Annotated in this window: 16 protein-coding genes; 6 read left to right on the forward strand and 10 right to left on the reverse strand. The window is 72.8% G+C overall.

Features of this window, described 5'->3' with window-relative positions; genetic code table 11:
* Positions 1-17: 17 nt before the first annotated feature.
* The 6 genes from asnB to ACV530_RS23630 are packed head-to-tail and all read right to left on the reverse strand — an operon-like array spanning position 18 to position 8900.
* Positions 18-1952, reverse strand: coding sequence for an asparagine synthase (glutamine-hydrolyzing) (gene asnB, locus ACV530_RS23605; protein ID WP_494334616.1), 1935 nt, complete (start codon positions 1950-1952; stop codon positions 18-20).
* A gap of 3 nt (positions 1953-1955) precedes the next feature.
* Positions 1956-3485 (reverse strand): Wzz/FepE/Etk N-terminal domain-containing protein, encoded by a 1530-nt coding sequence (locus tag ACV530_RS23610; RefSeq protein WP_494334617.1) that lies wholly within the window; start codon positions 3483-3485, stop codon positions 1956-1958.
* Positions 3482-4849 (reverse strand): Wzz/FepE/Etk N-terminal domain-containing protein, encoded by a 1368-nt coding sequence (locus ACV530_RS23615; RefSeq protein WP_494334618.1) that lies wholly within the window; start codon positions 4847-4849, stop codon positions 3482-3484. Before ACV530_RS23615 ends, ACV530_RS23610 begins: the two co-directional genes overlap by 4 nt.
* Positions 4846-6096, reverse strand: coding sequence for a glycosyltransferase family 4 protein (locus ACV530_RS23620; protein WP_494334619.1), 1251 nt, complete (start codon positions 6094-6096; stop codon positions 4846-4848). The genes ACV530_RS23615 and ACV530_RS23620 overlap by 4 nt, the downstream gene beginning before the upstream one ends.
* Positions 6086-7402: a nucleotide sugar dehydrogenase gene (locus ACV530_RS23625; RefSeq protein WP_494334620.1), complete on the reverse strand. Its 1317-nt coding sequence runs from the start codon at positions 7400-7402 to the stop codon at positions 6086-6088. Before ACV530_RS23625 ends, ACV530_RS23620 begins: the two co-directional genes overlap by 11 nt.
* Positions 7403-7421: 19 nt before the next feature.
* Positions 7422-8900 (reverse strand): sugar transferase, encoded by a 1479-nt coding sequence (locus ACV530_RS23630; RefSeq protein WP_494334621.1) that lies wholly within the window; start codon positions 8898-8900, stop codon positions 7422-7424.
* 475 nt (positions 8901-9375) lie between these two features.
* Here ACV530_RS23630 and ACV530_RS23635 point away from each other — a divergent pair, with 475 nt between their 5' ends.
* The 3 genes from ACV530_RS23635 (at position 9376) to ACV530_RS23645 (ending at position 13510) form a co-directional block, all read left to right on the forward strand.
* Positions 9376-11157 carry a gamma-glutamyltransferase family protein gene (locus ACV530_RS23635; RefSeq protein WP_494334622.1) on the forward strand — a complete coding sequence of 594 codons (1782 nt, stop codon included), beginning with the start codon at positions 9376-9378 and terminating at the stop codon, positions 11155-11157.
* A gap of 85 nt (positions 11158-11242) precedes the next feature.
* Positions 11243-12070, forward strand: a complete 828-nt coding sequence (locus ACV530_RS23640) for an inositol monophosphatase family protein (protein ID WP_494334623.1) — start codon at positions 11243-11245, stop codon at positions 12068-12070.
* 33 nt (positions 12071-12103) lie between these two features.
* On the forward strand, positions 12104-13510 hold the full coding sequence (locus ACV530_RS23645; RefSeq protein ID WP_494334624.1) for a phytoene desaturase family protein: 1407 nt from the start codon (positions 12104-12106) through the stop codon (positions 13508-13510).
* Positions 13511-13519: 9 nt separating this feature from the next.
* Here ACV530_RS23645 and ACV530_RS23650 read toward each other — a convergent pair whose 3' ends face one another.
* The 3 genes from ACV530_RS23650 to ACV530_RS23660 all read right to left on the reverse strand — a co-directional run bounded on the left by ACV530_RS23650 (position 13520) and on the right by ACV530_RS23660 (position 15487).
* The gene (locus tag ACV530_RS23650) at positions 13520-14503 is read right to left on the reverse strand and encodes a helix-turn-helix transcriptional regulator (RefSeq protein ID WP_494334625.1); all 984 of its coding nucleotides are present in this window, start codon (positions 14501-14503) and stop codon (positions 13520-13522) included.
* Between the two features lie 184 nt (positions 14504-14687).
* Positions 14688-15260, reverse strand: a complete 573-nt coding sequence (locus ACV530_RS23655) for a Clp protease N-terminal domain-containing protein (protein ID WP_494334626.1) — start codon at positions 15258-15260, stop codon at positions 14688-14690.
* A gap of 2 nt (positions 15261-15262) precedes the next feature.
* Positions 15263-15487, reverse strand: coding sequence for a hypothetical protein (locus ACV530_RS23660; RefSeq protein WP_494334627.1), 225 nt, complete (start codon positions 15485-15487; stop codon positions 15263-15265).
* 110 nt (positions 15488-15597) lie between these two features.
* On the opposite strand from ACV530_RS23660, the gene ACV530_RS23665 reads away from it, so the two are divergent.
* Complete coding sequence (locus tag ACV530_RS23665; protein WP_494334628.1) at positions 15598-17082, forward strand: AlkA N-terminal domain-containing protein; 1485 nt, start codon at positions 15598-15600, stop codon at positions 17080-17082.
* A 12-nt stretch (positions 17083-17094) separates the two neighbouring features.
* Positions 17095-17613 carry a methylated-DNA--[protein]-cysteine S-methyltransferase gene (locus tag ACV530_RS23670; RefSeq protein WP_494334629.1) on the forward strand — a complete coding sequence of 173 codons (519 nt, stop codon included), beginning with the start codon at positions 17095-17097 and terminating at the stop codon, positions 17611-17613.
* Between the two features lie 15 nt (positions 17614-17628).
* On the opposite strand, the gene ACV530_RS23675 is transcribed toward ACV530_RS23670, so the two are convergent.
* Complete coding sequence (locus ACV530_RS23675; protein WP_494334630.1) at positions 17629-18384, reverse strand: SIR2 family NAD-dependent protein deacylase; 756 nt, start codon at positions 18382-18384, stop codon at positions 17629-17631.
* A gap of 1718 nt (positions 18385-20102) precedes the next feature.
* Between ACV530_RS23675 and ACV530_RS23680 the strand changes: the two genes are divergently transcribed.
* Positions 20103-20414 (forward strand): hypothetical protein, encoded by a 312-nt coding sequence (locus ACV530_RS23680; protein WP_494334631.1) that lies wholly within the window; start codon positions 20103-20105, stop codon positions 20412-20414.
* Positions 20415-20462 lie beyond the last annotated feature (48 nt).

Below are 20462 nucleotides of genomic sequence, written 5' to 3' on the forward strand. Positions count from 1 at the left end.
CCGAACTCCTCTGATTCCTAAGCCGTCAACCGAGTGCTCTGGCCGGACCCAGAGGTCGCGCCGCGATACCAGTACTCGAGGGTCAGCACATGCCACAGATGCTTGGAGAAGTCCCGCTGCCCGGCGGCGTCCTCGGCGACGAGCCGCGCCAGCGCGTCGCGGCGCAGGAACCCGGAGTTGACGAGCACGCCGTCGTGCACCACCTCGCGCACCAGCGGTGCCAGATCCCGGCTCATCCAGGCGCGCAGCGGGGCGCTGAACAGGCCCTTGGGCCGGTACACGATCTCCCGGGGCAGGACCGAGGTGGCCGCCTCCTTGAGGACGGCCTTGCCCTGCCGTCCGACGATCTTGCGATCGCCGGGCACGGCGAACGCCGCCTTGACCACCTCGACGTCCACGTACGGCACCCGCACCTCGGTCGACGCGGCCATGCTCGACCGGTCCGTGTACGTGAGGTTCAGGCCCGGCAGGAACATCCGGGCGTCGCCCAGGCACATGCGGTTGACGAAGTCGTCGAGGTCGTTGTCCTGGTAGATGTCCGCGTGCTCGGTCAGCACGTCCTCGACCGTCCCGGCCAGGTCAGGATCGACCAGGGCGAGCAGCTCGTCCTGGTCGTACATGGTGTAGCTGCGCCGGAACGCGGTCTCCTCCGGCAGGTCGGCGAAGGAGAGGAACCGCTTGGCGAACCGCACCGACCGGTACCCCCGGCGGGCCGTGGCGACCGGCAGCCGGTCCACGGCCGCGGACAGGCCGCGCCGCAGGGGGCGCGGGACGCGCTGGTAGCGCAGAGCGATCAGGTTGGCCAGGTGCTTGCGGTAGCCGGCGAACAGTTCGTCGGCACCCATGCCCGAGAGCATCACCTTGACCCCGGCCTCCCGGGCGGCCGAGCAGATGAGGAACGTGTTGATCGCGGCGGGGTCGCCGATCGGCTCGTCCAGGTGGTACGTCATCCGCGGCAGCAGGTCGAGCACGTTCGGGGCGATCTCGATCTCGTGCAGGTCGACGCCGAACCGCTCGGCCACCCGCCGGGCATAGCGCAGGTCGTCCGGCATCGCCTCGAACCTGGCGTCCTCGGCGCGGAATCCGATCGTGTAGGCGGAGATCCCGGGTTGGTCGCGGGCCGCCAGCGCGGTCAGGTAGCTGGAGTCCAGCCCGCCGGAGAGGAAGGTCGCCACGGGGACGTCGGAGAGCATGTGGTGCCGGGTCGACTCCTCGACGACGGCGGCCAGGTCCGGCCGTTCGCCGCTCCGGGCCCGCTCCCGGCCCTCGGCGGCGATGTCCCGGAGGTGCCAGAACCGGCCGCGCTCCACCCGGCCGTCGGGCCGGCACCGCAGCCAGCTCCCCGGCGGCAGCTTCTCCGCCTCGCGGAACGCGCAGCGCGAGTCCGGCACCCAGTAGTACAGCAGTGAGGCCACCAGCGCCGCATGGTCCACCTGCAGCGATCCGCCGGTGGCGGCGGCGAGCGCCTTGAGCTCGGAGGCGAACACCAGGCCCGCACCGCGCCGGAGCAGGAACAGCGGCTTGATGCCGAGCTGGTCGCGGGCGAGCACCAGGTCACCGGTGCGCTCGTCGAAGATCCCGAACGCGAACATGCCGCGCAGCCGGGGCAGGCAGCCCGTGCCCCAGCGCCGCCAGGCCTCCAGCAACACCTCGGTGTCGGAGGTACCGCGGAAGCGCACCCCGGCGGCCGCCAGTTCGGCACGCAGCTCGGGCGCGTTGTACAGCTCGCCGTTGTACGTGAGGGCGAGGCCGCCCGAGACCATCGGCTGGGCGCCGGTCCCGGACAGGTCGATGATGGCCAGTCGGCGGTGCCCGAGGTGCACTTCGCCGTCACCGGCGGGGTGGCTGTAGCGGCCCGCCCCGTCCGGGCCGCGGTGGGCGAGGGTATCGGTGAGCCGGTCGGTCACGGCCTTCCCGTCCGGCCATCGGTAAGTGCCTGCGATGCCACACATGCTCTAGCGCGCCTCCTGGTCGCTGTCCGGGACCCGTGCGGCCCACATCTGCAGTCGTTCCGCCCGCCGTTGGCCCGTCCCGCTCTGCCGGGACAGCAGCTCGTTGTGGCCGCGTAACGCGGTGTGCGGCCCGTCCCACAGCGTGCCGTCGGTCCGGTCGCGCGGATCGGGGTCGATCAGCACCACACCGATCACCGGAATGCTCAGGTCCGCGAGCTGCCGCGCCACGGTGTGCAGCCATGCGGCGCTGCCGTGCCCGGCGCGCACGACGAGCACGGTCCGGTCACCGAGGTACTGCAGGTCGGTCCACGCCGTGCCGGGCGCGACCGAGCCGACGCCGAACCGGCGCTCATCGGGCGGCACTTCAGCGGCGTCCTTGCCGCTGACCACGGTCGGGCCTCCTGGCTTTTGGCCGTGACCGGCCAGCTGCGGGCCGGGCAGGCCGTCGATGATCACCACGGGCCCGTCCGGTGCCAGTGCCTCGGCGAGGTCCAGGGCGATCACGCTCGTGCCGCGCGCACAGCCCAGTTCCAGCAGCGAGACCGGTTCCGCTGAGCCGCGCACGGTACGGGCCAGGCTCACGGCGAGCCGTTCGCGCGCCGCCCGGGTCCGCCTGCGCTGCCACGGCCGGGCCGGCCGCAGGGCCGCGCGGCGCAGCTCCGCGATGACCGAGGCGCCCAGGTTCGCCGCGATGTCCCGGCGCAGCACGGGGCGGTCCGCGACCACCGTGGTGACCGCGGCGATCGCCAGCCCGAGGACGAGCCCGAGGACGAGCCCGATCCCGGCGTCGGTGGCGGCGGCCTTGGGCACGGAGTGCGGCACCGGGCGCGGGGCGTCCACGATCTGCGTCCCGGAGACGACCTTGGGCGTCCCGGTGCGCGCCTCCGCGGCGCGCTGGTTGAAGTCGGAGATGCGCGAGGTGAGTTCGGCCCGGCGGGCGAAGAGCGACTCGCTGTTCGCCGACGCCTTCGGGTCGTTCGCCGACGGTCGTTCCTCGATCGACTTGTTGACCTGAGCGAGCTCGTCCCGCATGCGGTCACGCTGGTCGAGCAGGGCCTTGGACTCGGCCTTCGCGGCCTCCTGCATCCGTTCCACGTGGTCCGCGATGAAGGCGTCGGCCAGCGCCTTGGCGCGGGCCATCGCTTCCGCGTCGCTGGCGCCTGCCACCTGGATCTGCATCAGGTTGTTGGTCAAGCCGGTACCCCGGTAGTCCGCTATGAAGTCCTCCGGTTTCTCATGGGACTTGAGGGACTGCAGGGCCTTGCCGGCGATCCGCGTGGTCGCCAGCAGCTGGATGTCGGTGCGGATCAGCGTTCCGGAGTCGTTCGCCTGGTCCTCCTGATGGGCGACCAGTACTTCGGTCACGGCGGTCGGCGGCGGCCGCAGCACGACCGACATCGCCGCGCCGATCAGCAGCCCGAGGAGCGCCATGGTGCACCAGAGGCGGCGGCGCCTGCGCACCGCCACCACCAGCGAGTGCAGGTCGAGCAGCGGAGCGGCGGCCGACGGCTCCGAGGTCTTGCCGGTCGTCACACCGAACCCCCCGTCGTGTGGGCGCGCACCGCGAGCTCGGGATCGGCGCCGTCGGGAGAGTGACCGGCCGTCCGCGTCGCACGGGCCCGGACCGTGACGGCGACGACGACGCCGACGACCTTGTGCCCCGCGTCCGCACACGCCTCGGCGATGCCGGCGAGCTCGTCCGCTGTCCAACTGCCCGCGCTGAGCACGACCAGGGCACCGGACTCGGTGTCGCGGTCCGGCACCAGGGGCTGCGACACCGCGACTTCCACCACCCGCAGCACCGGGCCGTTCTCGGCCTCGGCGACGAGCTGCTCGGCGGCCAGGCGGGCGGTCCCGTCGCCGTCCGGTACGACGACCAGCAGCCGCCGGGGGGCGGGCAGTTGGTCCCGGAGGCGAGCGCACACCCGCCGGTAGCGGGTCCGTCTGCTGTCCTCGTCGCCGGACATCTGCGGGGCCGGTACGTCCCACCGGGTGTCGAGGCCGAGGAACCGGCGGACCAAGGCCCGTGGACCGGGCTCCTGCGGCCGGTGCGCGGGCTGTTCACCGGGTACGTCGACGGTGCCGAGGAGTGTTGAACCCAGGGCCGCGGTGATGTCCGCTTCGGTGCGCAGCCGGCGGTTCATCCGCGCGGCGGTGAGGTGGCCGATGACCGCGAGCAGGAAGAACAGCAGCGCCCCGCCGGCGATGAGCTGCGTCCTCGTCGGCGGCGCCTCGCCGTCCGGCCGGGGCGCCGGCCCCATGACGACCATGCCGGCCTTGGCGGCCGTCGGGTTGGCCTGATCCAGTTTCTTCATGGCGTCCTGCAGCGCGGTGCGCATCTTCTCGAGTTCGGTGCGGGCCTGCACGCTCTCCACGTTCTGGCCCGGATTGGCCGCGTTGGCCAGGTCGGTGATGCGGCGGCCGGCCTCCGCCACCTTCTGCCGCAGTGCCTCGGAACTCGCGGCCGCGTCGGTGTCGGCGCCGTTGCCCGAGATCCGCGCGGCGAAGGCGACGAATTCCTTGGCCATCTGGTCGGAGAGCCGCTGTGCGCGCTCCGGGGTGTCGGCCGTGCCCGAGATGTTGATGATGTTCCCGTCGGCGGCCTTGGCGCTCACCCGGTCCCGCAGGTCGCTGCCGCTGACGCCCTTCCAGCCGAGCGCGGCGGCCGCGCGGTCGACCACCGCCGAACTCGTCGCGATCTCCGCCTGCGTGAGCAGTTCGCGCGCCTCCCACTGCCCCGGCAGCAGGACGGGTGCCGACGCCGTGTAACGCGGCGGATTCAGCACCGAGGCGCCGTAGCCGACGAGCGCGCCCACCACGGTGAGGACGGTGAGAAGCCGCCAGCGCCGACGGAGAATCCGCCCGATCGTGACCAGGCGTATCGTGTCATCGCTCAATGGCGCGGCCTCTTCCCGGTGCGCAGCGGCCTCTTCACCTGTGCGCAGGCGGCGGCATAGGCGTCGAGCAGCGACGCTTGCGAGTTCCGCCAGGAGAGCTGCCCGCCGATCCGCTCCTGGCCGATCTTGCCCATCCGGGCCCGCCTCTCCGGGTCGTCCAGCAACAGCGCGATGAGCCGGGCGAATTCGGCCTCGTCGTTGGCGGGCGCGTAGACGGCGGCGTCACCGGCGGAGACTCGCGCCTCCCGGAGGTCGAACGAGACGATCGGCCGGCCCATCGCCATGTACTCCAGGACCTTGTTCATGGTCGACACGTCGTTGAGCGGATTGCGCGGGTCGGGGGAGAGGCACACGTCCGCGGTGGACAGGTAGCGCACCAGGTCGGCATCCGGAATGCGCCCGGTGAACTCCACCTGCTCGGAGAGACCGAGCCGCCGGGACAGCTCCACCATCGCGTCGAAGGCGTCGCCGGCGCCGACGAACACCGCGTGCCAGTCGGTCCGCCCGAGCTCGTCGCGCAGCTTCGCGAGGGCCCGCAAGGCGTAGTCGACGCCGTCCTGAGGGCCCATGACGCCGAGATAGCACAGCAGATGAGGCTTGCCGCGCTTCAACTCCGGTTCGGGCGGCACCGGTTGGAACCGGTCGACGGCGGGCGCGCTGCGCACCACGAAGACGTCCGCCGGCCGCTTGCCGCCTCGGCGTATCGCGACCTCCCGGTAGCTCTCGTTCGTGGCGAGCACGACGTCCGCGGCCCGGTAGGTCAGCCGTTCCAGCGCGCGCACGGCGCGGTAGAGCAGATCCTCGCCGCGGTCGAACCGGGAGAGGTACAGCTCGGGTACCAGGTCGTGCTGGTCGAAGACGAACCGCGCCCCGCGCCGCTTCAGCCGCAGTGCCGGCAGGAACAGCAGGTCGGGCGGGTTGCAGGCGTGGACCACGTGGACCGGGCCGACCTTGCGGGCCAGCCGGGCCGTGTGCCACAGCGCCGATCCGTACTCCCGCAGGTAGCCGGCCGGGCCTCCGGTGGCCGCGCGCAACGGGTAGCGGTGGATCCGCACCCCGTCGATCTCCGCCTCCGGCTCCGTGTCCCGCTTGCTCCCCTGGGGACAGATGACGTGCACCGTCCAGCCCGCGTCGCGCAGCGTCGTGCACTCCTGCCACACCCGCCGGTCGAACGGCACCGACAGGTTCTCCACCAGGATCAGCGCGCGACGGGCCGGTCCGGTGCCACTGATCGCATTACCAAGCAAGGCCCATGTACCCCGGTTCGGCCCGGCGCGCGTCGGCGTCGGGAAGGCGGATGAGGTCGACGATCACCGGGCCGTCGCCATGGGGCAGCGCCGACAGCACGGCCGGATCCCTGGTCCCGACCAGGCACACCTCGGCGTGCTCGAGCACCTCGCCGACGGACTCCGCGAGCAACTGCGCGAGGTGGGGCAGCCGGGTCTCGATGTACTCGCGGTTCGCGCCGAGCAGCCGGGAGAGGTTCACGTTGGGGTCGTAGATCCGCAGGTCGTAACCCTTGCCGAAGAGCCTCTCCGCCAGCTCGACGAGCGGGCTCTCGCGGAGGTCGTCGGTGCCGGGTTTGAAGGACAGCCCGAACAGGCCCACCCGGCGCTTGCCGGTGCGCTCGACCAGCTCCACCGCACGCTGCAGATGTGCGGAGTTGGAGGGCAGCACGTGGGCGAGTATGGGCACCGAGACGTCGGCCCGCTGCGCCGCGTGGACCAGGCTGCGCAGGTCCTTGGGCAGGCAGGAGCCGCCGAAGGCGAAGCCGGGCCGCAGATAGGCGGGGCTGATGTTCAGCTTGCGGTCGGCCAGGAACACGTCGATCACCTGGTGCGAGTCCACCCCGAGCGCCTGGCACACCGCGCCCAGCTCGTTCGCGAAGCCGATCTTGAGGCCGTGGAACGCGTTGTCCGCGTATTTGATCGCCTCGGCCGTCGGGACGGGCACCCGGAACACCTCGCCGGGCAATCCGTCGTACAGCTTCGCCACCACGTCGCCGCTCGCCTGGTCGAGCTCGCCGATGACGGTCTTGGGCGGGTCGAAGAAGTCCCGCACGCTCGTGCCCTCACGCAGGAACTCCGGGTTGACCGCGACCCCGAAGTCCACCCCGGCCGTGCCGCCGACGTGCTTCTCCAGGATCGGTACCAGCAGGTTCAGACAGGTGCCCGGGAGCATGGTGCTGCGGAACACGACGGTGTGCCGCCCATCCCGCTCGGCCAGCGCGGCGCCTATCTGCTCGGCGACCCGCTCCAAGTACGTGGTGCACAGGCTGCCGTTGGGCTCCGACGGCGTGCCCACGCAGACCAGCGACACCTCGCTGCCCATGATCGCCTCGCGGACGTCGCCGGTGGCGCGCAGCGCCCCGGTCCGCACGACCTCGGCGATGAGCTCGCCGATCCGCTCCTCGACCACCGGGGCCTTGCCGTCGTTGACCAGGTCGACCTTCACCTGGTTCACGTCCACCCCGATGACCTCGTGCCCCATGCCGGCCAGGCACGCGGCCGACACGCAGCCCACATAGCCGAGCCCGAAAACGCTGATCCTCATGATCCGTTCCTCCCCCGCATCAGTAGGCCCCCTGCCCGTAGAGCACCGCACGCAGGGTCTTCCACAAGATCACCGTGTCCAGGGCGAGCGACCAGTCCTCCACGTACCGCAGGTCCAGCCGCACCGCCTCCTCCCACGGCAGGTCGCTGCGTCCGCTGATCTGCCACAGGCCGGTGAGCCCGGGCTTGACCAGCAGCCGCCGCCGGATGTCCGGGCCGTACGCGGCGGACTCCTCCGGCAGCGGAGGCCGCGGACCGACGAGCGACATCGAGCCGGTGAGCACGTTGAAAAGCTGCGGGAGCTCGTCGATCGAGTACCGGCGCAGCACTGCTCCCACCCGGGTCACCCGCGGATCCCGGCGGAGCTTGAACAGCAGGCCGGCGCCCTCGTTGCGGTCGGCCAGCCCGGCACGTGCCGCGTCGGCCCCGGCGACCATGGTGCGGAACTTGAGAATGGTGAACTCGCGGCCGTCCTTGCCGACCCTGCGCTGGCGGTAGAACGCCCCGCCCCGGCTGTCCACCAGCACGAGCAGCGCGACGAGCACCATCAGCGGCGCGAACAGCACCAGCAGGATCGCCGCGCCCATCCGGTCGACGACCTCTTTGACCGCCCGGCGGCCCCCGGTGAAGGCCGGCATGCTGACCCGCAGCAGCGGGATTCCGAGCACCGCGTCGACGTGCAGCCGCGGGCCGGCCACCTCCATCAGCACGGGGGCCACGACCATTTCGGCGTCGCTGCCCTCGAGGTTCCACGCCAGCCGCTGCAGCCGGTCCGGTGACCAGTGCGGGTCCGGTGTGACCGCGACGACACGGTAGCCGGCGCGGCGTACGTGGTCGGCGACGTCCGCCAGCCGGCCGACGACCGGCACCCCGTCCAGTTGGTCACCGTCGAGCCCGAGACCGTCCGTCGTGCACACCGCGTCCACCCGCCAGCCGAGGTGCGGGAACTTGCGGGTCCGGGTGATCAGGTCGCGCACGGTGGCGGGGCTCCCGGCGGCGAGCACCGGTCGCAGACACCGCCCTTCCTTCCGCTGTTTGTGCAGCCAGAGGCGCAGCAGATACCGCTCGGTCATGGTGACGAGCGCGATCGCCGGAACGGCAACGAAGATCCAGAGCTTGATGTTGTGCGAGGTGAGGGCGATCCCGCCGAGTGCCAGCACGACGACCGCCATGAACAGTGAGCGTCCGAGCCGGCGGAATTCCTCGGCGCCCTGACCGAGTACGCCCGGAGCCCACGCCCGGCTCACCGTGAGCGTTCCCAGCACCAGCAGCTCGGTGCCGATGGCGAGAATTCCCCACTTCTCATGCCAGTTGGCCGCGTCCCGGACCCCGAAGAAGCTGCCGATCGCCATCACCACGAAGGCGGTGGCCAGGGTGTCGCTGGTGATCACGGCACGCCGGTACCGCTGCTCCCAGTCGATCGCGGGCTGGCTGATCGCCCCGTTGGCCAAACGTCTTCGTGCCGACGGAAACGAGCTGACTAATCCCCCCTGCCGCACAGGCCCCCCCAGGTCGCCAGTGATTCGACGTGTTCGCCCGACACTGTTACTCCCCCCTCGGGAGGCCCCCGCCCCCCGCACTGTTGCTCCCCTCGGGAGGCCCGCGCCCCCGCGCGTGACATCCCGGCTATTTCAGTGCTACTGGAACAACCCGCCTTGGCGGCGGTGGACTTGCGTGTCCTGCCAGACTCTCGAGGTGCGTGGGAACCCGTCGGAACCTCGGGTGCTCCCCGCACCCAAGTCCCCTGCCGGGCTCCAGGAGTTGATCATCAGTTGCCGTCTCGTGCCCGAGCAGCTGAAGCACCGACAACTTAGACCACTGGGAGCCAATCTGTAGAGAGGGTGTGTGTAATTTGTGCTCGGCTTTGCAACGGGCGTTCTACGGCATCCAGTTCAGCAACGATTGTGCGCCGGGGTATTGCCGCCGGCCAGTGCCTCGGTACTCTGCTCCGATCGAGCTGACCGGAGGTGAGGGATGCAGTTCACCACCCGACCCACGCTGCAAGGAACCTTCGGCATGGTGTCCTCCACCCACTGGCTCGCCTCGCAGTCCGCGATGGCCGTGCTCGAGCACGGCGGCAACGCCTACGACGCCGCCGTCGCCGGCGCCTTCGTCCTGCAGGTCGTCGAACCGCACATGAACGGCCCGGCCGGCGAGGTGAACGCGATCCTCGCCCCGGCCGACGGACCGGTCAGAGTGCTGTGCGGCCACGGCCCGGCCCCCGCCGGGGCGAGCATCGCGCACTACACCTCCCTCGGCCTGACCCTCGTCCCCGGCACCGGCCCGCTCGCGGCCGCCGTCCCCGGCGCGTTCGACGCCTGGATGCTCCTGCTGCGCGACTTCGGCACCAAGACCCTCGCCGACGTGCTGGAGTACGCCATCGGCTACGCCGGGCACGGCCACGCGCCCGCACCCGGGGTGTGCCTGGCCGCCGCGGCGATGCGGGAGCTGTTCACGACCGAATGGACGGACTCGGCCGCGGTGTACCTCCCCGGCGGCGAACCGCCCGTCCCCGGCAGACCCTTCCGCAACCCCGCGCTCGCCGCCGCCTGGCAGCGGCTGGTCGCCGAGGCCCGGGCCGCCGGACCCGGCCGCGAGGCGCAGATCGACGCCGCCCGCCGCGCCTGGCGCGAGGGCTTCGTCGCCGAGGCACTGCTGCGCACCGCCTCCCGTCCCACGCTCGACAGCACCGGGAACCGGCACACCTCGACCCTCACCGGCGACGACCTCGCCCGTCACCGCGCCACCTACGAGGACCCGGTCACCCTCGACTGGCACGGCTGGACCCTGTGCAAGGCGGGCCCCTGGACGCAGGGCCCGGTCCTCCTCCAGCAGCTCGCCCTGCTGCCCGACCCGCCGGAGTACGGGAGCCCGGAGTACGTCCACACCCTCATCGAGGCGAGCAAGCTCGCCATGGCCGACCGCGAGGCCTGGTACGGCGACGCGGCCGAGGTGCCGCTGCGTGCCCTGCTCTCCGACGACTACGCCACCGCCCGGCGCGCCCTCATCGGCGACACCGCCTCCCACGAGCTGCGCCCCGGCAGCCCCGACGGCCGTACGCCCCGGCTGCCCCGGCACGCGACGACCGCCGTCGCGACCGGGCCACGGGGCCCCGGCGCGGGCGATCCCCGCCTGGCCGCCAGTGGCCCGCGGCACGGCGACACCTGTCACCTCGACGTCGTCGACCGCTGGGGCAACATGATCTCCGCGACGCCGAGCGGCGGCTGGTTCCCGTGCAACCCCGTCGCCCCCGAGCTCGGCTTCCCGCTCGGCACCCGGCTCCAGATGAACTGGCTCGAGGAGGGCCTGCCGGCCTCGCTCGCCCCGGGCCGGCGCCCGCGCACCACCCTGACCCCGTCCCTCGCCCTGCGCGGCGGCGAGGCGGTCATGGCGTTCGGCACCCCCGGCGGCGACCAGCAAGATCAGTGGCAGCTCCACTTCTTCCTCGCCGCGGCCCTGAGGCCCGAGGCCGGCGGGGGGCCCGACCTTCAGGGGGCGATCGACGAGCCCGCCTGGCACCAGGACGGCTTCCCCAGCTCCTTCGACCCGCGCCTGACGCACCCCGGTTCCGTCACCGTCGAACCGGGCCTCGGCGAGCGGACGATCGCGGAGCTGCGCCGCCGCGGGCACGAGGTGACCGTGGCCGGGCCGTGGACGGAGAGCAGGCTGTGCGCGGTCGCACGGGACCCGGAGACGGGCGTCCTGTCGGCCGCCGCCGACCCGCGCGGCATGCAGGGGCTCGCGGTGGGCAGGTGAGCACGGTGGCGTCCGTTCACCTCACGGACAGAATGTGTCCACCACCACGCCTCCGTCTGTCGTACCCCCGTGGTTCGATGGACTCATGATCGATGCATTTCTCGCAGGTGACCTGTCCGAGGTCGAGGAGGCGGTCCGCAAGGCGGCCGCCGCCGAGATCATGCCGCGCTTCCGGCAGCTCGCCGCGCACGAGATCGTCGAGAAAAGGGGCCCGCACGACCTGGTGACGGTCGCCGACCGGCTCGCCGAGGAGCACCTGACGGCCTCCCTCACCGCCCTGCTGCCCGGCTCCGTCGTGGTCGGCGAGGAGGCCGTGCACGCCGACCCCGGCATACTCGCGGCGCTGAGCGGCGACGCCCCCGTCTGGATCGTCGACCCGGTCGACGGCACCCGGCAGTTCGTCCACGGCGACCCCGGCTTCGCGACCCTGGTCTGCCTCGCGCACCGCGGCGAGCTCCTCGCCTCCTGGACGCACGCGCCCGCCCTCGACCTGATGGCGACCGCCGTCCGCGGCAGCGGGGCGCGGCTGGGCGATGTGCCGCTCACCGCGGGTTCCCCCGAGCCCGGCCGGGACCTCGAAGTCGCCATCTCCCACTACGACTTCACCACCGATGCCGAGAAGCAGGCACTGTCCCCGCTGAACACGGCCGGTGTCGCGCCGCGCCCCTGCGGCTCCGCCGGGCTCGAGTACCTGCACATAGCCCAGGGCACGCTGGATTCGATCGCCTTCACCTGGGAGAACGCCTGGGACCACGCGGCCGGGCTGCTGCTCGTCGCGGAGGCCGGCGGTGCGAGCGCGACGGTCGCGGGCGCGCCCTTCCGGATCGCGGGCGGGAACGCGCTGCCCTTCGCCGCCGCACGGGACGAGGCCACCCTCCGGCATATTCTGGGCCTGCTGGCGTCCGCCGGCTGACCGGCTCACGAGGGGAGGGCAACGGTGCCCGCCATGCTTGACGCCGTAGTGGTAGGAGCCGGGCCCAACGGGCTGACGGCCGCCGTCGAGCTGGCCCGGCGCGGTCTGGCGGTCGAGGTGTTCGAGGCGGCCGACGCCATCGGCGGCGGGGCCCGCACCGAGGAGCTGACCCTGCCCGGCTTCCGCCACGACCCGTGCTCCGCCGTCCATCCCCTCGGTATCGGCTCGCCCGCGTTCGCCGCGATGCCGCTCGCCCGGTACGGCCTCGAGTGGCTCCACCCCGAGCTGCCGATGGCCCACCCCTTCCCCGACGGCACGGCCGCGATCCTCTCCCGCCGCGTCGGCGAGACCGCCGGCTCGTTCGGGCCGCACGACGCGGCGGCGTACCGGCGGCTGATCGCGCCCTTCCACGGGAAGTGGGCCGTGCTGGCCCGGGACTTCCTGCGCACCCAGTGGGACGGGCCGCCGCACGACCCCGTCGGCTACGCCCGGTTCGGCCTGTCGGCGGCCCAGCCCGCCGCCCTGTTCACCCGCCGCTTCCGCGACGAGAAGGCGCGGGCGCTGTTCGCCGGGCTCGCGGCCCACGGCATCGCGCCGCTCACCTCCTTCGGGACGGCCGGGATGGCCCTGGTCTTCGCCCTCGCCGCCCATGAGCGGGGCTGGCCCGTGCCGCGCGGGGGCTCCCAGTCGATCGCCGACGCGCTCGGCTCGTACCTGCGCGCGCTGGGCGGCGCGATCCACACCGGCTTCGAGGTCAAGCGGCTCGACGACCTGCCGCCCGCCCGCGCGTACGTCTTCGACACCTCGCCGACCGCCCTCGCCCGGATCGCGGACCTGGGCAACGCCTACCGGGGCTACCGCTACGGCCCGGGCGTCTTCAAGGTCGACTACGCGCTGTCCGGCCCCGTGCCCTGGACCGCCGAGGAGGCCCGCCGGGCCGGCACGGTCCATGTCGGGCCCACCTACGGCGAGATCGACGCCGCGCTGCGGGCCGCGCTGGAGGGCCGCGACCCCTCCGTCCCCTTCCTCATCACCGCCCAGCCCAGCGTGGTCGACCCCGGCCGGGCCCCCGAGGGCCGGCACACCTTCTGGGTGTACGGGCACGTGCCCAACGGATGGGAGGGCGACGCCACTGAGGTGATCGAGCGTCAGATCGAGCGGTTCGCGCCCGGGTTCCGCGACCTCGTGCTCGCCCGTGCCGTCCAGGGGCCGCCCCAACTCGCCGCCCGCAACGCCAATTACGTCGGCGGCGACATCGCGATCGGCTCCGTCGCCGGGCTGCGGCTGCTCGTCCGCCCCAAGCTCGCCCGCGTCCCGTACGCCACCGCCCACCCCGCCGTCTTCCTGTGCTCCTCGGCCACCCCGCCGGGGCCCGGGGTGCACGGGATGTCGGGACACCACGCGGCGCGTGCGGTGTGGCGGAGGCTGCGCGGGGCCTGATGGTCGCTGTCAGCCGTGGGAGAGCGCGGCGATGAGCTCGTCGCGGCCGCCGACGCCCATCTTGCGGTAGACCGACCGGAAGTGGTCGTTGACCGTGTACGGGGACAACTCGAGGCGGCGGGCGATCTGTTTGGCGGAGAGCCCCTCCAGCGCCTGCTCCACGACGCCGCGTTCCCTGGGGGTGATCCCGTACCAGGCGCTCACCGCGGGCAGCAGCAGACCGGCCGCGGCGGGCTGGATGGTGACGACGACCTCTCCGGGGGCGCCGCCCTCCAGCAACTGGGCGTGCCCCGCGATCCAGCCGCCCGGCGTCGGGATCCGGGACACCGTGGGTGCGCCGGTGAGGCGTGTGAGGAAGGCCCTGTTCCAGACCGTGATCCACAAGTCCTCGTCGGTCAGCGTCGGATGGGACGCCGCGGTGCGCAGCCACTCCCGGCTCGAGGGGGTCGCGGAGGCGATCCGGTTGTCGGCGCCGACGACGATCACGCCCGTCGGCAGCGCCGTCCGCAGCGGACGGGGAGGCATGGCCCTGACGAAGCGCTTGAGGATGTCCACCATGGGCGGGACGAGGAGCCGGGCATGGCGGGCCTCGTCGGCAGAGAACGGCCGTCCTCCCTCATCGCGCACCAGGATCACGGAGCCCCAGGTTGTTCCGCCGTGCACCAGGGTCACCTGCATCTCGCTGCCCCAGCCCTTGGCGTGAGTGACCTCGAGCACTCGGTGGCCGGAATCCGCCGTGGCGAGTTGCCCGCGGTAATAGCGCGGTGGCTGGGGGCCGTTCACGATCGCGTCCAGCCGGCTCCGGAGCGGCGGGGCGCCACCGGAGTGCTCGCCGGTGAGCAGACAGCCTGCCCCGGTGACCGGGTCGTAGCCGGCGAGGAGGAGGCCGTCGTGGGGGATGAGCCCCCTGATCCGGTGGGAGAGCTCGCGTGCGAGCTCTCCCACGGCGGTGTTTCCGGCCGCCGCCACATTTGTGACTGTCGTCATCGACATGCACCCGAGTGTGCCTCTCCACAACCCCCAAGAACTCGGGATTTCCGGACGACGTCCCGTGCGTCATGCTCGCTACTACGTGGCAGGGGCACGGAAGGGGGATGTCAACGGGCCTTCCTCCCTTGGCACATGAGCCCCGGCGCGCATACGGGGGCGGTGCGCCGGGGCCTTCTCCCTGTCCGTCTCAGGCCGCGCTCCGCAGGTCGGTGAGCAGCGCCGTACGGACGGCCTCCGGCTCGGTCCCGTGCCTGCGCAGGAGCCCGTCGACCGTCTTGTCGCCGGCGGCCAGGACGCCCAGCACGATGTGCTCGGACCCGATGTGGCGGTCGCCCATCGCCGCGCACTCCCGCAGGGCGCGCTCCAGTGCGTGCTTGGCGCTCCGGTCGAACGGGATGTGCCCCTTGGGGCCCTTGGCGCGGCGGTGCCACGGTCGAGTGCTCTCCTCCTCGGGCCGGTCGAGGGCGCCCGGCCCGAAGACGTCCTCCGCGCGGTCGCGCACGGCGTCGAGGTCGATGCCCAGCGCGCGCAGCGCCTCGGCGTCGTCCTCGTCGAGCGGGCCGGCGGACTTCACGGCCGTACGCCAGGACTGCGCCGTGATCCCGAGCCGCGCCAGCGTGACTGCCCCCGGCGCCCCGTCCAACGTGCAGACGGCGAGCAGGAGATGCCCGGCGCCGACGCGGAAGTGGTGCAGCATGCGCGCCTCTTCCTGCGCCATGACGACCGCGGCCCGCGCGCTCTTCGTGAACTGCTCGAACATGTCTACCTCCTGGCGTGTTTCTTGTGGACTGCCTGCCTGCTGACGCCGAGTGCGGCCCCGATTTCCTCCCAGGACCAGCCCTGCCGTCGCGCGCTGTCGACCTGGAGCGCCTCGAGGCGCTCGACCAGCCGCCGCAGAGCGGCGACCGCGCGCAGCCCCACACGGGGGTCCGCGTTCATGGCGGCCTCGGTCGTACCGACCGCGTCCTTCGCATCCGTTCCGGCCATGCTGTCAACGTAGGATGACAAAGGAGGCCTGTCAATGAATGTTGACAAGCGGAGACGGCCATGTCGGATTTCCGCGAGCCCCGGCGGCCCGCGCGCGTGATCCTTGAAGCATGCAGATCGACTTCGACCGCTGTGTGCGGGCCGTGCGGTCCAAGGACTCCCGCTTCGACGGCTGGTTCTACACCGCCGTCCTGACCACCCGCATCTACTGCCGCCCGAGCTGTCCGGTCGTCCCGCCCAAGGACCGGAACATGAGCTTCTACCCGAGCGCCGCCGCTGCCCAGCAGGCCGGTTTCCGGGCCTGCAAACGCTGCCGGCCCGACGCCAGCCCCGGCTCGCCGCAGTGGAACGAACGCGCCGACCTCGTCGCCCGCGCGATGCGGCTGATCGCCGACGGAGCCGTCGACCGCGAGGGCGTGCCCGGGCTCGCGGCCCGCCTCGGCTACAGCACCCGCCAGATAGAACGCCAGCTCCGCGCCGAGCTCGGCGCGGGACCGCTCGCCCTCGCCCGCGCCCAGCGCGCGCAGACCGCACGCGTCCTCATCGAGACCAGTGCCCTGCCCATGGCGGACATCGCCTTCGCCGCCGGCTTCTCCTCGATCCGCACCTTCAACGAGACCGTGCGCGAGGTCTTCGCGCTCAGCCCGAGCGAACTGCGCGCCCGCGCCGGGCGCGGACGACTCCCGTCCGTACCGGGAAAGCTGACGCTCCGTCTGCCCTACCGCGAACCCCTGTGCCCCGACAACCTCTTCGGGCTCCTCGCCGCAACCGCCGTACCCGGCGTGGAGGAATGGCGCGACGGCGCCTATCACCGCACGCTGCGCCTGCCGTACGGGCAGGGAACCGTCGCCCTCGCTCCCCGCGCCGGTCACATCGAGTGCCGGCTCGCCCTCACCGACCAGCGCGACCTGGCCGGTGCCATCAGCCGCTGCCGCAGGCTCCTCGACCTGGACGCCGACCCCGAGGCCGTCGACGCACTGCTGCGCACCGACCCCCATCTGGCGCCGCTGGTCGACAAGAACCCCGGCCGGCGGGTCCCGCGCACCGTGGACGCCGAGGAGTTGGCCCTCCGCGCCGTCCTAGGCCAGCAGGTCTCCACCGCCGCCGCACGCACCCTCGCCGCCCGGATCGTCACCGCCCACGGCACCCTCCTCGAGACCCCCGACGGCGGCCTCACCCACCTCTTCCCGACCCCCGAGGCGCTGGCCGCCCTCGACCCCGCCTCCCTCGCGATGCCCGCGGCACGGCGCACCACCGTGCTGCGCACGGCGCGGGCCCTCGCGGACGGTGAACTCCGCCTCGACGTCGGCAGCGACTGGTCCGAAGCCAGGAACCGGCTCGCCGCCCTGCCCGGCATCGGCCCCTGGACCGCCGGCCTCATCGCCATGCGGGCCCTCGGCGACCCCGACGCCTTCCTCGCGACCGACCTCGGGGTGCGCCGCGCGGCGGCCCGTACGGGCCTGCCCGCCACACCCGCCGCGCTGACCCGTCACGCGGAGGCCTGGCGTCCGTGGCGCGCCTATGCCGTCCAATACTTGTGGTCCGCCGACGAGCATGCGGCCGCCCGCATGCCCGCGAACACGCCCGCGAACTGAAAGGAGGCCGCCATGGCTGTTGTTCACACCACCGTTCACACCACCTTGGACAGCCCCTACGGCCTGCTCACCCTCGTCGCCACCGAAGGCGAGCTCTCCGGCCTCTACATGACCGACCAGCGCCACCGGCCGCCCGAGGGAGGCTTCGGCGACCGCGACGACACGACCTTCGCCGAGGTCATCCGTCAGCTGAAGGCCTACTTCGCCGGTGAGCTGACCCGCTTCGACCTTCCGCTGCGCCTGGAGGGCACGCCCTTCCAGCGCCGCGTCTGGGACGGGCTCCGGCAGATCCCGTACGGGACGACGCTCTCCTACGGCCAACTCGCCGAGCGCATCGGCTCCGTCGGCTCCTCCCGGGCGGTCGGCCTCGCCAACGGCAAGAACCCCATCGGCATCATCGTCCCCTGCCACCGCGTCATCGGGGCCGACGGCAGCCTCACCGGCTACGGCGGCGGCCTCGACCGCAAGCGGCAACTGCTGGCCTTCGAGCGCGGGACGGCGGGGGAGCCGACGCAGGACGGGCTGTTCTGAGGGCCTGCCCCGCGCTCAACCCCCCAGCCGCTCCAGCACCTTGGGCAGTGCGGTGCCGATCGGCTCCCGTACGACCTCGTCCGCGCGGTCGTCGTACGGGGTCGGCTCCGCGTTGACGATGACCAGGCGCGCGCCGTGGTCGGCCGCCAGCCCCGCGAGCGCCGCCGCCGGGTGGACCGTGAGGCTCGTGCCGACCGCGATGAAGACGTCGCACGCCTTGGTCACCGCCACGGCCTCGCCCAGCACTTCGGGGTCCAGCCGCTCGCCGAACATGACCGTGGCCGACTTGAGGATCCCGCCGCACGCCTCGCACGCCGGATCCGGGTCACCCGCCTCCACGCGCGCCAGCGCCTCCGTCATGCCGGAGCGCGCCCCGCAGCCCGTGCACTCCACCGCCCGTGCCGTGCCATGGAGTTCGAGCACCTTCCGCTCCGGCATGCCCGCGAGCTGGTGCAGCCCGTCCACGTTCTGCGTGATCACCCGTACGGGAACCCCGGAGCGCTCCAGCCGCACCACCGCCTCGTGCGCGGCGTTCGGCCGGGCCCGCAGGGTGGGCGCGTCCCGCCGCATCCGCCACGCCCGCCGCCGGATCTCGGAGTCGGCCATGTAGTACGCGTAGGTGACGAGCTTCTCCGCCTCCGGGTCGCGCCGCCAGAGCCCGTTGGGCCCGCGGTAGTCGGGGATGCCGGAGTCGGTGGAGATCCCGGCGCCGCTCAGGATCACCACCAGGGGCCTGCTCCGGGTCGTCCCGTCGTGGTCGTCGTTGCGCATGCGGTGAGGGTACGCAGGGCCGGGGCGGGCGGCGACGGAATTGGCCATGCTGTTGATTTGTCGACTTCCGGCGTACTTCGTGAAGTCGTTTCGTATCACTCACCCATCCCTCGCGTGAGTGATGTACGTGCTGCGCTTGGGCGTATGCCCGGTCCCGTCTCGCCGACACGCCGCCACTTTCGTGGTGCTGTGCGACTCCGGAGCTCTCCAGGAGTGAAAGGAGCGACATGTCGCTTTTCGAGAGGGGGTTCGTGGCCTTCGCGACCAGGCGGGGTGCCGTGACCTCCGGGGTGCTGCTGGCACTCTGCGCCGCGTCGGGCGGGGCGCTCGCCGCGGGGAGCGCGGGGAGCGCGAGCAGCGCGGGCAGCCGGTCGGTGCCGGGCAAGGTGGTCTCCCGCACCGGCCAGTACGTGCGCGGCGAGCCCACGACCCGCGCCGCGGCCCTCGGGCTCTACCAGCCGGGGGACCGCGTCCAGCTCGCCTGCAAGGCCGATGGCGAGGACGTGCAGGGGGACCGGCGCTGGTACCGGCTCGCCGACCGCAGGGGCTGGATAAGCGCCCGGTTCGTCCGGAGTCAGGGCGAAGTGCCGCTCTGCCATAGCGAGAACGGTGACCACCGCGGCGACGGTCACCATGACGCTCCCAAGGGCAACCACGATGCCCCGAAGGGCGACCACAACCCCAAGGGCAACCACGATGCTCCGAAGGGCGACCACGACCCGAAGGGTGGCAAGGGGGACAAGGGCGAACCGGGACCCCCCGGACCGAAGGGCGACAGGGGCGATCCGGGCCTGCCCGGTGCTGCCGGGCCCACCGGACCCATGGGTCCGGCCGGCCCCCGGGGCGACTGGGGCCCGCCCGGCCCCGTCGGTCCCCGGGGTGACTGGGGTCCACCCGGTCCCCAGGGCGACCGGGGCCTGCCCGGTCCCGCCGGCGCCATGGGACCCATGGGCCCTGCCGGTCCCACGGGCTCTCAGGGCCAGCAAGGCCCCACAGGACCCACAGGCCTCCAGGGCCAGCAAGGCCCCACAGGACCTACAGGGCCCACAGGTCTCCAGGGTCCGAAGGGCGACAGGGGCGACAGGGGCGACAAGGGTGATCCGGGAGATCCGGGCGGGCCGACCGGCCCGCAGGGACCCGTGGGCCCCCGCGGCGATGCCGGTCCCACAGGACCGGTCGGTCCGATGGGCCCGATGGGACCCGCCGGTCCCACGGGCTTCATGGGCCCCATGGGTCCTGTCGGCCCCCAGGGCCCCAAGGGCGACCCCGGCGGACCGGTGGGCCCCGCCGGTCCCGCAGGCCCTGCCGGCCCCGCCGGTGCTACGGGACCGACCGGCCCCGTAGGGTTTGCCGGCCCCGCGGGCCCCCAGGGCCCGAAGGGCGACCGGGGTGATTCGGGTACAACCGGCCCCGCGGGACCGGCCGGAGCCGCGGGCCCCCAGGGACTCGCCGGAGCCACGGGCCCGATCGGACCCGCGGGCCCCGCCGGGCCGACCGGACCGATCGGATCCGCGGGCCCGGTGGGACCGGAGGGCCCCATGGGCCCGGCAGGCCCCTTGGGACCCGTAGGGCCGATGGGCCCCACCGGCCCGATGGGCCCCAAGGGTGACCGAGGCGAAACCGGCGCCCTCGGCCCCGTAGGCCCCCAAGGACCCCTGGGACCCGTAGGACCGATGGGCCCCGCCGGGCCCGCCGGCCCGACCGGATCCTCCGGGCCCATGGGCCCCCAAGGACCTGCGGGCCCCACCGGGCCCGCCGGACCCCCTGCGACGCTCGGCGTACCGCGCCTGGTGGAGCAGGACTACACCGTCCCCTCAGGCGCCCGGGCGCAGGAGCTGAGGAGTCCGGTATGCCCGGCGGCCACCCGCGTGATCAGCGGTGGCTACCTCCAACCGGGCAACTGGACGGACGGTTTGAACAAGATCGCCGCGTTCCCCGACACCAGGGAGAACCTCTACCTAGTGGGGGTGAACAACACCAGTCCGACCGCCATCACCCTGAGGGTGTTCGGCGTCTGTTTCCCGGCCTGAAGCCGGCGGTGGTCAGGGATCTCCACCGCCAGCCGAAGCCGTCGCACC

This window comes from Streptomyces sp. SX-6 (assembly GCF_059089585.1).

Bases quoted from the DNA above. Each gene is read 5' to 3' on its own strand.
- ACV530_RS23675 (WP_494334630.1), bottom strand. From the start codon at position 18,384: ATGCGCAACGACGACCACGACGGGACGACCCGGAGCAGGCCCCTGGTG.
- ACV530_RS23665 (WP_494334628.1), top strand. From the start codon at position 15,598: ATGCAGATCGACTTCGACCGCTGTGTGCGGGCCGTGCGGTCCAAGGAC.
- ACV530_RS23635 (WP_494334622.1), top strand. From the start codon at position 9,376: ATGCAGTTCACCACCCGACCCACGCTGCAAGGAACCTTCGGCATGGTG.
- ACV530_RS23640 (WP_494334623.1), top strand. From the start codon at position 11,243: ATGATCGATGCATTTCTCGCAGGTGACCTGTCCGAGGTCGAGGAGGCG.
- ACV530_RS23660 (WP_494334627.1), bottom strand. From the start codon at position 15,487: ATGGCCGGAACGGATGCGAAGGACGCGGTCGGTACGACCGAGGCCGCC.
- ACV530_RS23645 (WP_494334624.1), top strand. From the start codon at position 12,104: ATGCTTGACGCCGTAGTGGTAGGAGCCGGGCCCAACGGGCTGACGGCC.
- ACV530_RS23680 (WP_494334631.1), top strand. From the start codon at position 20,103: ATGGGCCCCCAAGGACCTGCGGGCCCCACCGGGCCCGCCGGACCCCCT.
- ACV530_RS23650 (WP_494334625.1), bottom strand. From the start codon at position 14,503: ATGTCGATGACGACAGTCACAAATGTGGCGGCGGCCGGAAACACCGCC.
- ACV530_RS23625 (WP_494334620.1), bottom strand. From the start codon at position 7,402: ATGAGGATCAGCGTTTTCGGGCTCGGCTATGTGGGCTGCGTGTCGGCC.
- ACV530_RS23670 (WP_494334629.1), top strand. From the start codon at position 17,095: ATGGCTGTTGTTCACACCACCGTTCACACCACCTTGGACAGCCCCTAC.
- asnB (WP_494334616.1), bottom strand. From the start codon at position 1,952: ATGTGTGGCATCGCAGGCACTTACCGATGGCCGGACGGGAAGGCCGTG.
- ACV530_RS23655 (WP_494334626.1), bottom strand. From the start codon at position 15,260: ATGTTCGAGCAGTTCACGAAGAGCGCGCGGGCCGCGGTCGTCATGGCG.